The organism is Actinacidiphila acididurans (assembly GCF_016918855.1).
GTDB lineage: Bacteria > Actinomycetota > Actinomycetes > Streptomycetales > Streptomycetaceae > Actinacidiphila > Actinacidiphila acididurans.
In genome coordinates, this window is record NZ_JADKYB010000031.1 from 35,217 (window position 1) to 54,360 (window position 19,144).

Sequence of the window (19,144 nt, forward strand, 5' to 3'; positions counted from 1 at the left end):
TAGAAACCATGCGGGACGGTGAGATCGAACGGCTGCGGACCCAGTTGAAGCTGCTCCAGCAGCGGCTGCGGCGTGAGGCGCTGCCCGTGCCCGGGGTGTCGCTCACGGCGGCGCGGGTGCTGGGCGCCTCGGTGCGGCTGGGCGATGGGGCGTCGCCGCGGAAGCTGGCCGAGGAGGCGCGGATGACCAGTTCGAATGTGGCCGCCGCGCTGCGCGAGCTGGAGCGGGCGGGGCTGGTGGCCCGGGAGCAGGATCCGGCGGACGGGCGGCGGGTGCTGGTCGTGGTCACCGAGGAGGGCCGGTCGGTGGTGGCCGCGCGGCGCCGGGAGCGCGACACCTGGCTGGGCCGGGCGATCGGGGAGCTGCTGGACGAGCGTGAGCAGGAGATCCTGGTGGCCGCGGGCGAACTGCTGGAGCGGCTGGCCGGGTACGAGCCGCCCGCGTCCGGACCCGCGGGCGGAACCTTGGACCGGCAGAAGTGAGGCCGCGGGCACTGACCGGCTGGCTGTCCCGGACCGGCTCCTCGCTCGCCGTGCGCGACTACCGGCTGTATTTCACCGGGCAGTCGGTCTCGGTGGCCGGCACCTGGATGCAGACCCTCGCGCTGGCCCTGCTGGTCCTGCAACTGTCCGGCTCGGGCACGGACCTGGGCCTGGTCACCGCGCTGCGGCTGCTGCCGTTCCTGCTGCTCGGCCCGGTCGGCGGGGTGATCGCCGACCGGCACGACAAACGGCGCCTGCTCTACGTGACGCAGTCCGCGTCCGCGTGCGTCGCCGCGGCCTTCGCGGTGCTGACCGCGGTGCACGCCGAGTCGGTGCCCCTGGTCATGGTGCTGTCGCTGCTGCTCGGCTGCTGCACCGTGCTGGACAACCCGGCCCGGCAGAGCCTGATCGCGGACCTGGTGCCGCGCGAGCACCTGGCGAACGCCGTCACCCTGAACTCGGTGTCCATGAACCTGGCCCGGGTGCTGGGCTCGGCGCTCGGCGGCGCGCTGGTCGCCGGGGTGGGCCTGACGGCCTGTTTCGCCTTCAACGCGCTGTCCTTCGGCGCGGTCCTGCTGAGCCTGGCCATGATGCGCGGCGAGCACACCCGGCCGCGGACCCGCCCGGCCCGGGAGAAGGGCCAGGTCCGGGCGGGTCTGCGGTATGTGCGCCGGACTCCGGCGCTGGCCCTGCCGCTCATGATGCTGACGGTGATAGGCACCCTGGCGTACGAATTCCCGGTCACGTTGCCGCTGGTCGCGCGCGGCGCGTTCCACGGCGGGGCGGCGGCGTACGGCGCGATGGCCTCGGTCATGGGCGCGGGCGCGGTGGTGGGCGGCCTGGTGGCCGCCGGGCGCCGCCGCTCGGCCCGCGCCACGAGCCTGTCCGTGGCGGCCACCGGGTGGGGCGTCGCCATCCTGGCCGCCGCGCTGGCGCCCACCTTCGCCCTGGAACTGGCGGCGCTGGTGTTCGTCGGCTACGGCGCGATCACCTTCAACTCCCTGGCCAAGACCTCCCTGCAACTGGCGTCCGAGCCCGGCATGCGCGGCCGCGTCATGGCGCTGTGGGCCCTGTCCTGGGGCGGGTCCACGGCGGTCGGCGGCCCGCTGGTCGGCTGGATCGCGCAGGAGGTGGGCAGCCGCTGGTCCCTGGTCGCCGGCGGCGCGCCGACCCTGCTGCTGGGGCTGGTCATGCTGCCCGCGCTGCGCGGCATCGACCGCGGGGGCGCCGGGCCGGTGCCCGCCCCGGCGTCCTCCCGCCCGGTGGCGGGGTCCGGCAACGCGGAGCCCAGCAAGCAGGGGTGAGCCCCGGGGCGTTGCAGGGGCGGGCCCGGACCAGGGAGTGAGCGGGCTCAGGAGGCGATCGAAGCGGTGCGCCGGGCGACGGCCTCGCGGGTCTCCTCGGCGATCAGGTCCGCGTTCACGGCCGCACCGGCCCGCACGCCCGCGGCGGCCGAGCCGATGACCTGGCCGACCAGGTCCGTGACGTTGCCGGCCACCCACACGCCGGGCACGGAGGTCTGTCCCATCGGGTCCGCCGGGACGGCGCTGCCGATCACCGTGCCGGCCATCTCCTGCTCGACCGGCACCAGCCCGAGGGGCGCGAGGAAGCCGGCCCGCGCGGTCAGCCGCCCGGCGACGGCCAGCGCCTCGCAGGGCACGACCGTGCCGTCGGCCAGCCGGACCCCGGTCATGCCGTTCCCGTTCCGTTCCAGGGCGCGCACCTCGCCGTCCACCACGGCGACGCCGCGCGCGGCGAGCTGCTCGTACTCCTGCTCGGCCGGCTCGGGGCCGGTGTGCAGGAAGAGGGTGACGTGCGGGCTCCACTGCCGCCAGAGCAGGGCCTGGTGGACGGCCATGGGCCCGGTCGCGAGGACGCCGATCCGCCGGTCCCGTACCTCCCAGCCGTGGCAGTACGGGCAGTGCACCACGTCGGAGCCCCACAACTCGGTCAGTCCCGGCAGGTCGGGCAGTTCGTCCACCAGGCCGGTGGCCACCAGGAGGCGACGGCCGCCGAACCGGGTGCCGTCGGCGAGGGCGACGCCGAACCCTTCGGGCTCGCGCCCGGCGGACACGACCGTGCCCTCGGCGATCCGCACCCCGTAGCCAGCCGCCTCCCGCCGTCCGGCGGCCAGCAGCTCGGCCGGGGGCGTGCCCTCGTGCCCGAGGTAGACGTGCACTCCCGAGGCCGGCGCGTTGCGCGGCTGCCCGCCGTCCACCACCAGCACCGAGCGCCTGGCCCGGCCCAGCGTCACTGCCGCGGCCAGCCCGGCCGCCCCGCCGCCGATCACCACGACGTCGTACCGGCCGCCCGCCGGGTCCGGCCGCGTCCCGATGTCTTCCCGCTCCGCGTTCATGCGGTGCTCCCTTCGTCCGGGGGCCCACGGTGCGCCGGATGGTGCCAGTTCGACAAACATCGTTGCCGGACCGGCAAAGGCGACAGGAAGGCTCCGGAGTCCGCTCCCGCCGCGCGGCTCAGTCCGCGGTGACACCCCAGTAGCCGATCGCGGCCGGTTGCCCGTCCACGTGGAGCACGACACAGTTGCCGGCGGCGCGGTCGGGGAAGTCCAGGCGATCGGACCTCAAGGCGTCGTGCCACTCGGCCTCGGTGGGCCGGCCGCCGGGACACCAGGCGCGGATCTCCTCCCGCGTCAACGACCGCATGAAGGGACCCCACGCCGCCGCCGGATCCGGCCGGTACGGACCCGTGTGGATCCACCCGTTGCCGCCCACGTGGGCCACCTCCCCTGCCGTCCTTCTTGATCGATGACCGCAGCGTAGGGGCGGGCACCGACAACGAGGGATGCCGGACGTGATATGCGACTCAACTGCTCCGAATGGCGGGCGATCCCGAAGTATCGTGCTAGAGCCGCGTCTTGACATCGACCTCCACGCTTGGCGGCTTTGCATCTTTCGCGGCATTTCGTGGGCCTTGAGAGAGAAAGGGGGGCATCTGATGGTCGCTTACGTGTGTCCTCCTGTCGTGTTGCAGGGCGAACACGTCGTGCACACCGACCGGATCCTGGCGGAGGTACGGGAGCGGCACCCGCGGGCGCCGTGGCTGTCGCGGATGGACGGCATCGCGGCGAGCACGGGGATCGCCGCTCGCGGGTGGATGCTGCCGCTGGACGCGGCGGTGTCGGCGAGCACCGGCGGCGGCCTGCGCTTCCCGGCCGCCCCCGCCGCCCGGGAGGCGCTGGCCGGGGGCGGGTTCACGGAGGCGGACGTGGCGCGGGCGATCGCCGCGCTCGAGGTGATCCCCGCGCCGCAGACCATCGAGGAGCGTACGGCGCCGGCCTGGGCGGCCGTGCAGGAGTACGGGGAGCGGGCCGCCCGCGGCGCCCTGGCGGCGGCCGGCGTGACGGCGAGCGACGTGGACTGCCTGATCACGAGTCATTCCACCACCCCGGCCCTGCCCGGCCTCGACCTGGCGCTGCTCAACCGGCTGCCGCTGCGCGGGAACGTCCTGCTGCTGCCGGCCACCCAGTGGGCCTGCATCGCCGGGACCCGCTCCCTCGCGCTGGCGGCCGACCTGGTCGCCGCGGACCCGGACCGGGTCGTCCTGATCGTCATATCGGAGGCGCTGAGCACCACGTACCAGCCGTCCGACGACTCGCTGGAATCCCTCATCGTCCGGCTGCTGTTCGCGGACACCGCGGTGGCCGCCGTGGTCACCGGCCGCCCCCGGGACGAATCGATTCTGCAGCTGGACGCGACCTGGCACCACACCCTGCCCGGCACCGCGGACCTGCACCGGCTGGAGACACGGGTCGACGGCACGCACTTCGTCATGGACCGGCGCGGCCCCCGTGCCGTGCAGGAGACGGTCGCCGCCATGTGGGAGTGGCTGCGCGTACGCCACCAGGACGACGGCACGCTCTGGCACCCGGACCTGCTGCTCGCGCACCCGGGCGGCACACGGGTGCTGGAGTACATGGAGCAGACCATGCCCGCGGACTGGCCGGCGGACCTGCTCGCGTACAGCAGGGAGAGCTACACCACCGGCAACCGCGGCGGCGCCGCGGTCTTCGACATCCTGCGGCGGGCGTACGACGCCGGGCAGAAGAGCGGCGACCGTGCGGTGCTGTACGCGGCCGCGCCGGGGCTCACTGCGACGTCCGTGGAGGGGCGGTGGCTGTAGCGGGTGAGCAACCGGTGGTGGGCCGAGTCGCCCGCAGCCGATCGTCGCCCGGTCGCTAGTCGTCCAGTTCGGCCCAGACGACCTTGCCCGGATCGGTCCACCGCACGCCCCAGCGGGTGGTGAGCTTGTGGACCACGAACAGGCCGCGCCCGGCGCCCTCGAGCAGGTCGGCGCGGCGCAGGCGCGGGCGGCCGTTGCCGCAGTCGGCGACCTCGCACACCAGGCGGCGGCCGACGCGTATCAGCCGCATCGTGACCGGGCCGGTCCCGAACCGCACGGCATTGGTGACCAGTTCACTGACCACGGTCAGCATGTTGTGCCGCAGTCCCTCGCCGGTGGGCCAGCGTTCGAGGTGCGCGGAGACCAGGGCCCGGGCGCGAGCCGGTGCGTGCTCGCCGGGCGGCAGGTGCCAGGTCGCCGTGTCCTGGTCGGGCCGGCCCGACATGCGGGCGAGCATCAGGGTGACGTCGTCGCGGCGGCGCCCCTGCGGCGCCAGGTCGGCCACCATGCGGCGGGCGGCCTGCGGCAGGTCGTCCCAGGGCTGCACCTGCCGGACCGCCTCGGTGAGGCGGTCGATGCCCTCGTCGATCGAGGCGGCGGGGTCCTCCACCAGGCCGTCGGTGTACAGGGCCAGCAGTGTCCCGGGCGGCACCTCGACCTCGTGGATGTCGTACGGCTCCCGCAGGCTGAACTGCGCGCCGAGCCCCGGGTGCGGCCGGGCGGCGACGATCTCGGCGGACCCGTCCGGGCGGACCAGGACCGGCGGCAGGTGCCCGGCGCTGGAGATCGCGCACTTGTGCTCCACCGGGTCGTAGAGCGCGATGGCGCAGGTGGAGCCGAGCGCGCTGTAGCCGGCCGCCAGGCCCGCGTCGGTGTCGTCCAGCAGGGTGACCGTCTCGTCCAGGCAGGCCAGCACCTCCGCGGGCCCGAGCCCGGCCGACAGCAGGGCGCGGGCCTCCATGCTCAACTGCCCCATGGCCGCCGCGGCCCCCAGGCCGTGCCCGACGACGTCGCCGACCACCAGCGCGGTACGGCCCCCCGGCAGCGGAAAGGTGTTCACCCAGTCGCCGCCGACGCCCGCGCTGTCCGGGGTGGTGGGCTGGTAGACGCTGGCGACCTCGATGGTGTCGCTGTCGGCGCGCGGCAGCAGGCGGCGCTGCAGCGCCAGTACCTGGGCGTGCTCGCGCTGGTGCTGGCGGGCCAGGTCGACGTGGTGGGCGGTCTTGGCGACGAGTTCCTGGAGGTCGAGCAGTTCGCTGTCGCGGAAGGGGTGCTCGGGGCGCCGCCAGACCTGCGCCACGCCCAGCACGATGTGGCCGTCCGCGCCGTCCGCGCCGTCGGGGGCGTCCACCATCAGCGGGATGCACGCGACGCTCAGCGGTCCGGTACCGGGTACGAGCGCGTGCGTCAGCCGCCCGTCGCCGAGCACCCGCTCGATCGCCTCCCGGTCCGGCAGCACGATCGTGGCGGGCACGTCCTGCCGCGCGACCGCCCCGGCGAGCAGCCGGCTGGCCTCCGCCGGCAGGTTGTCGCCCGGGGTCAGGAATCCCTGCGGCCAGTGCCGGTCCGGCTCCAGGGCCGCGCGCCGCAGCCGTACGGGCTCCTGCGCCTGCTCGCTGACCGCCTCGCCGGTCCACACCGCGAAGTCCAGGTCGACCGCGGCCACCTCGCCCCACGGCAGCAGGGAGCGGGCCAGGGACTGCGCGGTCTCGCCGATGTCCAGGGACGTGCCGATCGCGGTGGCCGAGGCGTAGAGGTGCAGCCGCTTGGCCATGGCGATCAGCGAGACGGTCAGGCCCTCCTCCGGCTCCGTGGCCGGCAGGATGCTCATGGACACCAGCAGGTCGGACCCGTCCGCGCGCCGGAGCCGCTGGACGCGCGCCACGTGTGCCTCACGTGTCTCGACCACCTGGCGCAGTCGCTGCGTGACCGTGGGTACGTCAGCGGACGGCAGCAGATCGGTGAAGGCGCATCCGAGCACGACCCGCAGTCCCTCGAACGGGGTAGCACTCAGGTTGGTGCCGACGATCCGCAGATCGCGGTCGAGGTTGACGGCGCCCAGTATCTGCTCCTGGCCACCGCCCCCGCGCCGGTCCTTGTCCTGGTCGCGGTCCTGGCCCCGGTCCTGGTCAGGGCCCTGGTCACGGTCCGGTCGGGGGTCCTGGTCACCGTCCCGGTCGCGGCCCTGTTCGCGGTCCGCGTCGCGGTCTTCGGAACGGTCTTCCGCGCCTTCGTCCGGCCGGGCGTCGTCGTCGCCCGGCTCCGCCCCGTGCGGGGGCACGAAATCCGCGAGTGCCCGGCTGACCAGGTCGTTTGGCGATGTGGAGGGGGGTATGGAGTTCATACTGCGCTCACCGCTCGCCGTTCCGGCGCGTACCGGATGCGTTCCCGAGTCAGTGCGATCAAGCCCCGAGATCCCGTACCGCACACACGTACTGCATAACACATATGGCGGACCCGATACACAAATGAGTGAGTCGGCCACTTGGTCGCCCGCGGCAAACACCGCGCCGTCCGGCTTCGTACCGCCCGCCCCCACGCGGCGTCCGACGGCCCGGGGACCGTGACAGCCGGCGCCTCCGATTTCCACCACGCGGAACCAGGCCTATGCGCAGGTCCTGGGCCGCGGATCCCCACGTTTTCGATCGTGCTCTCCTTGCCCATGAGCCGTGGCGCCGTGCTTGCCGGTGATCATCCCACGGCGCGTGCAATTATGCGGCCGCGTGCCGGAAGAGAGCGGCACGTCTTTTCCCCAGCCTCTCCCCCGGCCCGCGGTCCGCTGAGCGGAGCGGAGCCTGGTGCGGCCGGGACGACGCCGTGACACTCGGACGACCGGTGCGAGAACGGGTCGACGAGCGGGTCGACGACCGGTTCGGGGGAATTCCGAGGGGTCGGAAATGGACGGCGTTCTTTTCGGGAATTCCAGTGCCACGTTTGCCGGGCCGCACGGGCTCCGGCTGACCCGGGCGCCGCTGGGCGGCGAGCGGAACACCCCGCCGGAACGGCGGCCGTACCGCCGTGGGGCGGGACCTGCGGCGCAACGCGCGCTGGTGGGACGGGAAGCGGAACTCCGGCTCGTACGGCAGGCGGTACGGGAACGCGGGCTGGTCGAATTCATCGCGGAGTGCGGTGCCGGAAAGACGGCCTTGCTGCGCGCGGCGGCGCCGGATGTCCATCTGCGGGTCTCCGGAAACCGGCCAGAGGACCTGCTCCAGGATCTGGTCCGGGAATTCCATGTGTATCCCGCGGGCGGCCGCCGGCTGTCCGCCGAGGAATGCCGGCAGGCGCTCGGGCAGGTCGGCGGGGTCGTCGCGCTGGACGACATCGACCTCGGCGGGGAGTACGACGCGGAGTACGCCGGGCGGCTGCGGCGGGCCCTGGCCGGATGCGCGATCCTGATCGGGACCACCCGCCCGGTGGCCGGGCAGCTCGGCACCGCGCACCGGCTCCCGGGACTGCCGGAGCCGGCCGCGGCGGGGGCGGCGGTCACCCGGGCGAACCTGGCGTTCGTGGCGCCAGGGCGGTCCCCGTCCGGGCCGCCGGGCGGGTCCGTACCGCCGTCCGCTCCGGCGCCAGCGCCTGCCGGCCGTCGCTCCGGACGCCGCCGATCTGACCGGCCGCGGATCCGCCGACATCACCGTGACCGCGACACCAGACGGCTCGGGCTCCGTGACCGTCACGGCGGACGGCACGTCCACCCCGTGCGACCCGGGCGGCTGCCACCTCACGTACCACGACAGCCGCACCGTCCGACTCACGGCTGTTCCGGGCGACGAGTACCGGCCGAGCCACTGGTCGGGCGACTGCGCGGGCACGTACTCCGACGTCTGCGTGCTGAACAGCGGCACCGGCATCACGGCGGAAGCCGTCTTCGAGGCCGACATCCGCTGAAGGCGAAGGGCGCCGCCCCCGCAGAGGCGGCGCCCTCCTATGAGAAGCGGATCAGGTCAGCGTGAACTTCTGGGCCGCCGACCCGTTGCAGTCCCAGATCTGCAGCCGGGTGCCGTTGGCCGTGTTGCCGCTGGGGTCGTCCAGGCACCGCCCGGACTGCGGGTTGAACAGCGAGCCGTCCGAGCGCTGGTTCCAGACCTGGCCGCCGACGCCGTTGCAGTCGTACAGCTCGACCTGCGTGCCGTTCGCCGTCCCGTTGCCGTTGATGTCCAGGCACCGGCCCAGCGTGCTCAGCGAGCCGTTGGAGTTGTGGTACCAATGCTGGTCGACCGCCCACGACTGGCAGTCCCAGAGCTGGACGGGCGTGAGGTTGACGCCGGTGTCGTCCGAGGCGACGTCCACGCACTTGCCGCCCGGGCCGGGGACGGGAGCGCCGCCGTTGACGGAGAACTTCTGGGCCGCCGAGCCGTTGCAGTCCCAGATCTGCAGCCGGGTGCCGTTGGCGGTGGCGCCGCTGGGCGAGTCCAGGCAGCGGCCGGACTGCGGGTTGAACAGCGACCCGTCGGAGCGCTGTTGCCACTTCTGGCCGCCGACGCCGTTGCAGTCGTACAACTCGACCTGCGTGCCGTTCGCCGTCCCGTTGCCGTTGATGTCCAGGCACCGGCCCAGCGTGCCCAGCGAGTTGTCGAGGTTGTGCGTCCAGTGCTGGTCCTCGGCGTAGGACTGGCAGTCCCACAGCTGCACGGCCGCGAGGTTGACGCCGGTGTCGTCGGCGGCGACGTCCACGCACTTGCCGCCCGGGCCGGTGATGGTGCCCTGCGGGCCGTTGGGCACGTTCGTCTGGCCGCTGTAGCCGACCGAGACGATGTTGGCCTGGACGGCGCTCTCGGCGGCGTCGGTCGGGTAGCCGGCGACCATGGCGCCCTCGAAGAAGGTGCCCATGTTGCGGTTGCTGTTGTCGCCGCCGGTGCCCAGGATGATGCCGCCCTCCTGGTGCATCGGCCGGTAGCCGCTGCGGGTGGGCAGTCCGCCGCTCCACCAGGTCGACAGCCCGCCGCTTTGCGAGTTGCCGCCCTTGATGGCGTACGTGTTCTGGCCGTTGTTCTTCAGCACGGCGGTGACGTAGGCGCTGTTGTTGCCGGCGTTGGCGAGGTTGGAGCCGTTGTCGCCCTGGAACATGCCGTTCTCCATGTCGGCCTCGACCCAGGGGCCGTTGCCGGTGCACGGCTGGAAGTAGCAGGTGGTGGCGATGCTGACGGCGTCCATGTGGCCGTTGCCGGTGTCGTACGGGGTGCTCTCGGCGTTGCCGTAGTCGAAGCAGCAGTCCGAGCCGACGTGGGTGCCGCTGGCCACCATGTAGACGCCCTCGGACTGGCCGTTGACGGCGACGCCGGAGGCGGCCCCCACGTAGCGGTAGCCGACGCCGGGCGAGACCCAGATGCCGTACACCTTGTGGCCGCCCGCGCTGACCGAGATCTCGCTCGCGTCGGCGCCGCGGTCGGCGCCGCCCGCGCCGCCGGCCGGGCCGACCACCAGGTCGTTGTGCCGGCTGGTCTGGTCGTAGACCTTGGTGATGCGACAGGTGGTGTTGCCGCAGAAGGTGTCCTGGTGCTGGGCGTCGGCGTAGCCGCCCTGGGCCAGCAGGCCGACGTCGGAGGTGGCGCCGTCCGAGGCGCGGGTCACCTGGTAGAGCGGGCCGTTGTAGCCGGAGAACAGGGCCCGCACAGTGCTGTGCGCGGCCACGCAGGGGGTGCCGGCGGCGCCGTAGATGTCGCACGGCAGCGACCCGGCGGCCTGCGAGGACGCGGGCAGGGCCAGCATCGCGCCGAGGAACAGGGCGATCACCGCGCCGACCGACAGCAGGGCGCGGCGCAGGCGGCGCACCGCGGGGCGGGGGAACGCGGCCGGCAGGTGGGGGGCAGCGTCGGACAGGCGTCTTGGTGGCATGTCGGGTGTGCTCCTTACGTGGGGGGTCGGGGGACGGAGCGGGTTACGGGAGGAACCGCCACAGGTGGTCGGCGGTGCGGTTGTCCTCGTACTGGACGACCTGCGCGCTGTCGGCGGTCGACATGTGGTCGACCCCGAGGACCAGGCCGCTGTTGCCGTTGCGGATGCGGTACCAGCCGTCGCCGTTGTCGATCAGGTGCCAGTAGTGGTCGGCGGTTCCGTTGTCGTGGTACTGCTGCACGGCGGCGCTGTTGGCCTGGGAGGCCGCGTTGACGGCGAGCAGCAGGCCGCTGTTGCGGTTGACGATCGTGAACCGGTTGTTGCCGAGGTCGGTGAGCTGCCAGAGGTGGTCGGCGGTGCCGTTGTCGGTGAACTGGACCACGTTGGCGCTGTCGGCGGTCGACATGCGGTCCACGCCCAGCACCTTGCCGCTGTTCTTGTTCTGGATCCGGTACCAGGTCCCCGGCTGCGCGATCGCCTGCCCCGCGGCATTGGTCCACTGGAGGATCCCGCCGGAATAACCGGACTTGAGCTGGACGACGACGCGCAGCGCGGTGGTGGTGACCGGCGTGAAGGAGACGGTGTTGAACCGGTCGGTGGCGGTGCCGTATCCGCCGGCGCCGCCGACCGGCGTCCAGGTCCCGCCGGAGAGGTACTCCACGTGCCAGGAGGCCGGGACGCGGCACTGGCCGTGGCCGGTGTCGTCGTACCAGTAGACCGACGCCGAGGAGACGGTGACCGGCGAGGGGTAGGTCAGCTGGGCCCATTCACCGGTGCCGGTGTGGTCCCACCAGGTGAACCGCGGGTGCGACTGGTCGTAGGAACTGCTCGGCGCATAGCCGCTGTTGAGGGCCGTGACGGTGTCGCCGGAGAAGCACCAGGAGGCGCTGGGCGTGGCGGGGAGCTGCCAGCTCCAGCCGCCCGCGGCGATGGTGGGGAAGGACGTGATGCGCAGCGCGGCGGCGCCCATCGGGATCAGGGTGACGGTCTCGGTGGGTTCGCCGGAGTCGACCGGGCTGGGCTGGAGGGTGCTGACCACGTCCTGGGTGTCGCCCTGCCAGTTGGGGATCGCCTTGGCCTGCGCGGTGATCGCCACCGGCGCGCCGGCCTGGGTGAACGGGTTGCCGCCGGCGCCGGTACGGGTCGCGGTGAAGGTGTTCGGCAGCAGGCCGTAGTTCCACGCCGAGGTCGGGAACACCTCGTACTCGGCCCAGGCGGAGGTGGGGTCGTTGGTGCGCAGGAAGTTCTGGCCGATGCGCAGCGCGTACGCCAGCGGGCCGCGCCGTACCGACACCGAGTTGTGGTTGGCGGTCCAGGTGGTGGTCGTGACCTGCATCGGGAAGGCGAGGGTGACGGTGTCGCCGTTGTTCCAGGTGCGGTTGACGGCGACGAAGCCGGAGCCGGCCGTGGCCGGGACGGAGGCGCCGTTGACGGCGACGGCGGGGGCGGTGCACCAGGCGGGCAGCCGCAGGTAGAGCGGGAAGGCGGTGGGGCCGGGCAGCGACAGACCGAGGGTGATCGTCTCGTCGAAGGGGTAGTTCGTGGTCTCGGTGATCGTCACCGTGGTGCCGTTGCCGACCTGGGCGGTCACGGTGGTCGGCGCGTAGAGCACGGCCGCCAGGCCGTTGTCGGCGGTGGCCAGCCAGGTGTTCTCGGTGAAGTACGACCAGCCCTGGCCGTAGTTGTGCGGGCAGCAGCGGTACTGGTCGACGCCCAGCAGATACGCCTGCATGGAGCCGGTGTTGTTGAACTGGCCCAGCGTCTTGTCGTAGTTGTCGAGCTGCACCTGGTTGGCGGCGGTGGCGTAGTGCAGCGAGGTGTGGCCCGGCTCCATCGCGGCCGGCAGCGAGTTGAAGGCGAGTGTCTCCGTGCCCTCGGCCCAGCTCGAGTCGCCGGTCATCCGGGCCATCGACTCGAAACTCTGCATGTATTCGACGATGCCGCAGGTCTCGAAGGCCTGGCGCGGGTCGCCGTAGCCGGGCCGGGCGACCTCGTCGCCGGCGAAGCCGCCGCCGCTGAACTGCCCGTAGGTGTTCTGGATGGTGGCGTAGTCCTGGTAACTGGCCTGGGTGAGCGAGGCGTTGCCGCGCAGCGCCGCGAAGGCGGGCTCGGTGAAGCCCTGGGCGAGGCTGACGTTGTGCAGCACCGGCAGGTTGTTCACGTAATTGGCGCTGTACTGGTGGATCTTGTCGGCCAGCGAGAGCAGCGCGGGGTCGCCGGTGCGGGCGAACAGCCAGTGCACGGTGTGCAGCGTGGTGGCCCACCGGGTGGCTCCCCAGCTCTGGTTGAACACCGAGGCGCCGAAGGTGTTCTGGTAGCCGAAGAACCTGCTGAGGAAGGGGACGATCCGGCTGTCGCCGCTGTACTCCTGGTACGTGCACAGGGCTTGCAGCAGTGGCATGTACGGCCAGAAGTCCGGGCCGCCGCCGAGCGAGGTGCGCAGGGCCGAGGGGCCGAAGAAGCCGTCGCTCTGGGCGGTGGCGAGGATGCCGTTGACCCAGGTCGCGGCCTTGGCCTTCAGGCCGCTGTCACCGGTGACACCGGCCAGCGCGGTCAGTCCGCGCAGCCAGTACGGCACTTCCTCCCAGCCGGTCTGCGACGGGTTGATCCAGCCGGTGGTGCCGGTGTTCAGGAAGTGCGACACCTGGTCGTAGCGTCCGGCGATGCCGGTGGTGTCCAGGGCGAGTTGCTGGGCCAGCCAGCCGCCGGCCCGGACGCTGCCGGTGGGAAGTTTCAGCAGCGGGGTGCGGGTCAGTCCGGCGGGGAACGGGTGGTAGAGCCCGCCGCCGGAGGTGTCCCCGACCAGGACGATGCCGGGGCCGGTGCCGGTGGCGGCCCAGGACGAGGTCACGGTGCGGGCGGCCAGGGCGGTGGCCCCGAGGAATGCGGCGCCGCCGCGCAAGAAGGTACGCCGGTCCATCACGACTCCCGGAAGGCTTGCGGGGCGCGGGCGGGGAGCGGGAGCGCGGCTCCCGGCGGCCGGGCCGACTGGCCCGGGCACCCGTCGCCGGTCCCGCGATGATCCTCGTCCGGCGCGCCCGGGTGGGGGGCAGGCCGTCTTTCTCACGTGGGAAATCCGGTGTTCCCCGGCATGACAGCACGACCGCCATGTCATGTCCATACCTGACGCGGAAGTGGGGCGTGATATCCGCCGTACCTTCGGCTTCATCGGTGCATCGGGGGTTGCCGACCGGCGGCGCTCAGTCGGCCTCGGATGGCGCGACACGCTCGTACAACGTGGGAAACGGACAGATCTCCGGGCTACGCGGGTGGTCCCGGAGGAGCTGGCGCCGCGGCCGGTTTCCTGACTAAAGTCAGAGAATGAATGCGACGCAGATCGACCAGGTACGGCGGTTCAACCGGGCCGTCACCGCGCGCGTGGGTGTGCTGCACGACCACTATCTCGGCCGGGAACGGCCCATCGGCGAGGCCCGGTTGCTGTGGGAGGTCGGCGAGGAGGGCCGGGACGTGCGGCGGCTGCGCGAACGGCTCGGGCTGGACTCCGGGTACGTCAGCCGGCTGCTGCGCCGCCTGGAGGCCGACGGGCTGGTGACGGTGGAGCCGCAGCACGACGACCGGCGGGTACGGACCGTACGGCTCACCGACGCCGGGCGGGCCGAGCGGGCCATGCTCGACGCCCGCAGCGACGACCTGGCCGGCTCGCTGCTGGCGCCGCTCAACTCCGCCCAGCGGGCCCGGCTGGTGGCCGCCATGGCCGAGGTCGAACGACTGCTGACCGCCGGGACGGTCACCTTCGACGCCGTCGACCCCGACCATCCGGACGCGCGAGAATGCCTGCGGTCGTACGTCACCGAGTTGCACGAACGCTTCGACACCGGCTTCGACCCGGCCCGCACCCTGCTGCCCGACCCCGGCGAACTGCGCCCGCCACGCGGCCTGTTCCTGGTCGCCCGGCTGCACGGCGAGCCGGTCGGCTGCGGCGGCCTGAAAATGCCGTCCGACGCCCCGGCCGAGATCAAGCGGATGTGGGTCGCCCCCGGCGCCCGCGGCCTGGGCCTCGGCCGCCGCTTCCTGGCCGAACTCGAGGCGCGCGCCGCCGAGCACGGCCGCGACCTCCTGCGCCTTGACACCAACCGGGACCTCACCGCCGCGATCGGCCTCTACCACTCCTACGGCTTCACCGAGGTCCCGGCCTTCAACGACGAGCCCTACGCGCACCACTGGTTCGAAAAACGCGTCGCGGCGCCGCCGCGGCAGTGAGGACTACGTCAACTCCGTTGCGAGCGGCGGCAGATCGGGGCGCAGAGCGGCCCTGAGACGTTCGAAGGCGGTGGGGCGCGGCCGACGGGGCAGGAAGTCGCGGATGCGGCGGGCGCAGTCGGCGGCGCCGGCCGCAGTCGTGTCGCACTCGATGTCGTACAGTCCGTGCGCGTGGACCCGCTCCAGCTGGGCGGCGGCCAGCCCCGCGGGCCGGTCGCCGCGGGCCCGCTCGCGCCGTTCGAGCTCGGCCGGCGAGCAGTGCACGCCGACCAGGACCACGTCCTGGGCCGGGAAGAGGGCGAGGCAGTCCAGCAGCCGCCACTCCTCGCTCAGGATGTGGTCCACGACCACGTTGTTGCCGGCCGCGGCCATGCCGGCGACCGCGCGGTGGAAGCCCATCCAGGTCCGGCGCAGCAGCACGTCCAGCCCTTCCGGCGCGACCTCGCGGCGGGTGCGCATCGCGTGGAAGGCGTCCACCGGCAGGTGGAAGTACGGCTCGTCGAGGGTGTCCAGCAGCTCCCGCGCGATGCTGGTCTTGCCGGAACTGGACGTGCCGTTCAGGAAGATGATGCGGCCACGCCGGGCGGGAACGGACAGCGGCTCTGACACGGAGAGGGGCCCGGTCACGGCCACGGTCACGGGACCGGTGGGGCCGCTGCCGAGAGCGGACGGCGGCCCGGCAGGGTCCGGGCTGCCGTGGTCCGGGGCGTGGCGCATGCGGGCTCCTCGACGGTCGATGACGTCCGATCATCATCGCCCGGGCGGAGCCGCCGGTTCGCCGGGGGTGCGGGAGGCGGTGTCCCCGGCGAACCGGTGGCCGGCGGTCCGAGGGGACGGTCAGCCGAAGACCTTCAGTTCGTAGATGCGGGTGGCGGGGTCGGTGGTCTGGGTCGGAGTGGTGACGTTCAGCCGGACGTAGCGGCCGGAGGTGCCGCTGAGGGTGTGGGTGGTGACGCCGGCCGTGTTGGCGGTGGCCTGGGCGACGGTGGTCCAGGTGGTCCCGTCGGTGGAGACCTGGACGGTGTAGGCGCGGGTGTTCCAGGACGCGGACTCACCGCCCGCACTGGCGTGGTCGATCTCCAGGCCGGTCAGGGCGTGCGAGGCGCCGAGGTCGACGGTGAGCTGGGCGGGCGAGGACAGGGAGCAGAACTTGTCGCTGTTCCCGCCGCTGACGCTGCCGTTGACGGCCTTGTCCGGGGTCTCGCTGCTGTTGCAGGGGGTGCTGCCGGTGGCGGACTTGTTGAGGGCGAGGTCGGTCGGACCGGTGCTGCCGCCGTTCATGGCCGAGCTCACCGAGGCCGCCCACTGCCAGGGCGCCGAGGTGCCGCCGGGCAGGGAGTTGAAGTACTCCCAGCCCGCGACGCCGCCGAAGGTCGGGTACTTGGCGGTCAGCGAGGAGAGCGTGGAGTTCAGGGTGGTCGGATCGACGTATCCGCTGCCGCAGTTGGCGGGGTTGGTGAGGGTGCCGGCGACGACCTTGTCGGCGGGGACCACCCCGTGGGCGATGATCGCGTCGTAGCCGCTGGTGGAGCTCAGCGAGCCCCAGCCGCAGTAGAACTGGGCGTTGAACCAGGCGATGGAGCTCGCCCGGTCCCGGTAGAGCTGGTCGTAGCTGAAGCCGGAGAGGTTGCCGCCGCCGCTGAGCGCCGTGGCCACCGGCGCGAGGGTGACGATGAAGCCGGCGCCGAAGTCCGTGTGGAGCTGGTCGATGAGGTGCTCGATGCCGCCGAGGGACATGGACTCCTCGACGTCCAGGTCCAGGCCGTTCAAGTGGTACGTGGACACCACGTTCTTCAGCAGCGGGTAGTAGGTGGAGAAGGCGGTGTCCAGGCGCTGGAAGCTGCCGGCCGCCGCGCCGCCGACCATGCCGATCGCGTGCACGCCCTTGGCCTGCATCGCGGCGACGTCGGTCCACATCTGGCTGAACTTCGGGTCGCCGGGCGGGTCGTCGTTGAGATGGACCGAGCCGTCGCTGTTGAGGTGGAAGGCGCCGATGAGCAGGTCGGTGGCGCCCGTGGCGTGGTCGGTCAGGCCGAGCGGGGAGACGTACGTGCCGTTCGTGTACTGGGTCTGGTAGTAGATCACGACCCTTTTGCCGCTCGCCGCGCTTGCCGGGCTCACCCCGCCCAGCAGTGCGGCTGTGGCCGCGACCACCGCCGCCACCAGGCAGGTGAGTGCTCTTCTGACAGTCATGCTGGCCTCCTTGGCCGTCGCCCGGGGGTGCTCACGCTGTCTCGCGTTCCGCCGCGCGGCGGCCGGCGGGCATGCGGGCCGGCGGCCGGGGCGGAGGAGGGCCGGGGGTGCTCGGCCGCGGCGGCGCGGCGCCCCGGACCCGGTTGACAATGTTGTCATCGATGCTGCTGGTGTTGTAGAGGCCGGTGGCGGCCATGGCGTCGCGCCCGCGGCCGGCGTCACGGGGTGCGGGAAGGACGCACAGCACCGGGACGTAGGCTGATCGCCGGTCGGACGGGGGAAGCACGTCGGACGGAGGGATGCAGCATGGAGTACGCGAAGCTGGGCGCGACCGGGCTGGAGGTGTCGCGGGTCTGCGTCGGATGCATGAGTTTCGGCATCAAGGACCGCGGCAACCACGCCTGGACGCTCGAGGAGGAGGACAGCAGGCCGCTGATCCGGCAGGCGCTGGACGCGGGCATCAACTTCTTCGACACCGCGAACGTGTACTCGGACGGCACCAGCGAGGAGATCGTCGGGCGGGCGCTGGCCGATTTCACCCGGCGCGAGGACATCGTGCTCGCCACCAAGGTGCACGGGCGGATGCGGCCCGGGCCCAACGGCGGGGGGCTGTCCCGCAAGGCGATCATGACGGAGATCGACAACAGCCTGCGCCGGCTCGGCACGGACTACGTGGACCTGTACCAGATCCACCGCTGGGACGCGGGCACGCCGGTCGAGGAGACGATGGAGGCGCTGCACGACGTGGTGAAGGCGGGCAAGGCCCGCTACATCGGGGCGAGTTCGATGTACGCCTGGCAGTTCTCCAAAGCGCAGTACGTCGCGCAGGCGCACGGCTGGACGAAGTTCGTCTCGATGCAGAACCACTACAACCTGCTCTACCGCGAGGAGGAGCGGGAGATGCTGCCGCTCTGCGCGGACCAGGGCGTAGGAGTCATACCGTGGAGCCCGCTGGCCCGGGGGCGGCTGACCCGGGAGTGGGACACGGTCAGCGCGCGCAGCCAGACCGACGAGTTCGGCAAGACGCTCTACCAGGAGGGCGACCGTCACATCGCGGACGCGGTGGCCGCGGTCGCGGCCGAACGGGACGTGCCCCGCGCGCAGGTGGCCCTGGCCTGGCTGCTCCGCCAGCCCACGGTGACCGCTCCGATCGTGGGGGCGACCAAGGCCCAGCACCTCGACGACGCGGTGGCCGCGGTGGACCTGCGCCTCACCGACGAAGAGGCCAAGCGCCTGGAGGAGCACTACGCTCCGCACGGCATCGCGGGCCACGCCTGAGCCGGCCCCAGCGCGGGGCGCTGCCTCTTTGCCCTCTTTGCCTCTGAGGCAAAATTTTTGCCTCAGAGGCACGGGCGCTGTTCCATGGAGGCATGGAAACCCTCGGTGCTCCTGACACCGCCCCCGCCGCCGAGGCGGCGGAGCTGGTCCTCGCTCCCCGGCTGCGGGAGCGCCGGCTGGCCGCCGGAATGACGCTGGAGGCGGCCGCCCGGCGCGCGGGGCTGTCGCCCGCCCACCTGTCGAGGCTGGAGTCCGGGCTGCGGCAGCCGTCGCTGCCGATGCTGCTGGGACTGGCCCGCATGTACGGGACCACGGTGTCCGATCTGCTGGGCGAGACCTCGGCCGAGCCCGATCCCATCGTACGCGGCGCGGAGATGACGCCGGTGCCCGCCGGCGGCTGGACGTACTGGCGGGCCGGCGGCACCGGGCGCGCGATGCAGGCCCTGCGGCTGCACATCCCGGCGGGCGCCCAGCGCGCCCTGGTCCGGGTGCACCCCGGCGAGGAGTGGCTGTACGTCACCGCCGGGACTCTGGAACTGGTCCTCGGCGAGCGCACCCACACGCTCGACGCCGGGGACGGCGCGCACTTCGATTCCCTGGTCCCCCACCGGCTGGCCGCCGCGGGCGCCCCCGGGGTCGACCTGCTGTTCGTCCACACCCTCATGCAGAGCGACGCCGCGGCCTTGTGCATCGGGGCGCCCGAAGCCATTCGGATGCGAGGAGAGCGATCATGACCACGCCGAGCACGCCCCACGACACCCCGCCGGCCACCCCGCAGGTCACCGCGCACGTCCAGCCCACCACCAACGGCGACGAGAAGCAGAAGGAACGCGGCGCCATCACGCGCGTCCTGATCTACGTGGTGGCCGCGCACCTGATGGCCTTCTACCTGTTCCTGATGTTCACGGTCATCGGCAAGCGCTGACGACAAGGCCCCCGAACTGCGGGTGGCCGCCGGCCGGAACCCCCGTCCGCCGGCGGCCACCCGCTCG

15 protein-coding genes are annotated in these 19,144 nt (G+C 72.6%); 8 read left to right on the forward strand and 7 right to left on the reverse strand.

Annotation, left to right across the window (positions count from 1 at the left end):
• Positions 1 to 8 precede the first annotated feature (8 nt).
• Complete coding sequence (locus ITX44_RS37175; protein ID WP_205363791.1) at positions 9 to 482, forward strand: MarR family winged helix-turn-helix transcriptional regulator; 474 nt, start codon at positions 9 to 11, stop codon at positions 480 to 482.
• Positions 479 to 1,786 carry an MFS transporter gene (locus tag ITX44_RS37180; protein ID WP_205363794.1) on the forward strand — a complete coding sequence of 436 codons (1,308 nt, stop codon included), beginning with the start codon at positions 479 to 481 and terminating at the stop codon, positions 1,784 to 1,786. Before ITX44_RS37175 ends, ITX44_RS37180 begins: the two co-directional genes overlap by 4 nt.
• Before the next feature lie 47 nt (positions 1,787 to 1,833).
• Here ITX44_RS37180 and ITX44_RS37185 read toward each other — a convergent pair whose 3' ends face one another.
• The gene (locus ITX44_RS37185; RefSeq protein ID WP_205363795.1) at positions 1,834 to 2,838 is read right to left on the reverse strand and encodes an NAD(P)/FAD-dependent oxidoreductase; all 1,005 of its coding nucleotides are present in this window, start codon (positions 2,836 to 2,838) and stop codon (positions 1,834 to 1,836) included.
• Positions 2,839 to 2,956: 118 nt separating this feature from the next.
• Positions 2,957 to 3,145: a hypothetical protein gene (locus ITX44_RS37190; protein ID WP_236062341.1), complete on the reverse strand. Its 189-nt coding sequence runs from the start codon at positions 3,143 to 3,145 to the stop codon at positions 2,957 to 2,959.
• Positions 3,146 to 3,437: 292 nt separating this feature from the next.
• Here ITX44_RS37190 and ITX44_RS37195 point away from each other — a divergent pair, with 292 nt between their 5' ends.
• Positions 3,438 to 4,622 (forward strand): beta-ketoacyl-[acyl-carrier-protein] synthase family protein, encoded by a 1,185-nt coding sequence (locus ITX44_RS37195; protein ID WP_205363798.1) that lies wholly within the window; start codon positions 3,438 to 3,440, stop codon positions 4,620 to 4,622.
• A gap of 55 nt (positions 4,623 to 4,677) precedes the next feature.
• Here the strand turns inward: ITX44_RS37195 and ITX44_RS37200 are convergent, their stop codons facing one another.
• Positions 4,678 to 6,966: a SpoIIE family protein phosphatase gene (locus ITX44_RS37200; RefSeq protein ID WP_205363799.1), complete on the reverse strand. Its 2,289-nt coding sequence runs from the start codon at positions 6,964 to 6,966 to the stop codon at positions 4,678 to 4,680.
• Between the two features lie 1,295 nt (positions 6,967 to 8,261).
• Between ITX44_RS37200 and ITX44_RS37205 the strand changes: the two genes are divergently transcribed.
• Entirely contained in the window at positions 8,262 to 8,513 is a 252-nt protein-coding gene (locus ITX44_RS37205; RefSeq protein ID WP_205363801.1) for an InlB B-repeat-containing protein, read from the forward strand.
• A gap of 51 nt (positions 8,514 to 8,564) precedes the next feature.
• Here the strand turns inward: ITX44_RS37205 and ITX44_RS37210 are convergent, their stop codons facing one another.
• Both ITX44_RS37210 and ITX44_RS37215 read right to left on the reverse strand, forming a co-directional pair.
• On the reverse strand, positions 8,565 to 10,460 hold the full coding sequence (locus ITX44_RS37210; protein WP_205363803.1) for an arabinofuranosidase catalytic domain-containing protein: 1,896 nt from the start codon (positions 10,458 to 10,460) through the stop codon (positions 8,565 to 8,567).
• A gap of 43 nt (positions 10,461 to 10,503) precedes the next feature.
• Entirely contained in the window at positions 10,504 to 13,380 is a 2,877-nt protein-coding gene (locus tag ITX44_RS37215; protein ID WP_236062342.1) for an RICIN domain-containing protein, read from the reverse strand.
• A 401-nt stretch (positions 13,381 to 13,781) separates the two neighbouring features.
• Here ITX44_RS37215 and ITX44_RS37220 point away from each other — a divergent pair, with 401 nt between their 5' ends.
• Positions 13,782 to 14,681, forward strand: coding sequence for a bifunctional helix-turn-helix transcriptional regulator/GNAT family N-acetyltransferase (locus ITX44_RS37220; RefSeq protein WP_205363804.1), 900 nt, complete (start codon positions 13,782 to 13,784; stop codon positions 14,679 to 14,681).
• A gap of 3 nt (positions 14,682 to 14,684) precedes the next feature.
• Here the strand turns inward: ITX44_RS37220 and ITX44_RS37225 are convergent, their stop codons facing one another.
• Positions 14,685 to 15,398, reverse strand: a complete 714-nt coding sequence (locus tag ITX44_RS37225) for a chloramphenicol phosphotransferase CPT family protein (protein ID WP_205363805.1) — start codon at positions 15,396 to 15,398, stop codon at positions 14,685 to 14,687.
• A gap of 120 nt (positions 15,399 to 15,518) precedes the next feature.
• Positions 15,519 to 16,874 (reverse strand): discoidin domain-containing protein, encoded by a 1,356-nt coding sequence (locus ITX44_RS37230; protein WP_205363806.1) that lies wholly within the window; start codon positions 16,872 to 16,874, stop codon positions 15,519 to 15,521.
• Positions 16,875 to 17,180: 306 nt separating this feature from the next.
• On the opposite strand from ITX44_RS37230, the gene ITX44_RS37235 reads away from it, so the two are divergent.
• The 3 genes from ITX44_RS37235 (at position 17,181) to ITX44_RS37245 (ending at position 19,077) form a co-directional block, all read left to right on the forward strand.
• Entirely contained in the window at positions 17,181 to 18,152 is a 972-nt protein-coding gene (locus ITX44_RS37235) for an aldo/keto reductase (protein ID WP_205363807.1), read from the forward strand.
• 92 nt (positions 18,153 to 18,244) lie between these two features.
• Positions 18,245 to 18,886, forward strand: coding sequence for a helix-turn-helix domain-containing protein (locus tag ITX44_RS37240; protein ID WP_205363808.1), 642 nt, complete (start codon positions 18,245 to 18,247; stop codon positions 18,884 to 18,886).
• Positions 18,883 to 19,077 (forward strand): DUF6126 family protein, encoded by a 195-nt coding sequence (locus ITX44_RS37245; RefSeq protein ID WP_205363809.1) that lies wholly within the window; start codon positions 18,883 to 18,885, stop codon positions 19,075 to 19,077. The genes ITX44_RS37240 and ITX44_RS37245 overlap by 4 nt, the downstream gene beginning before the upstream one ends.
• Positions 19,078 to 19,144 lie beyond the last annotated feature (67 nt).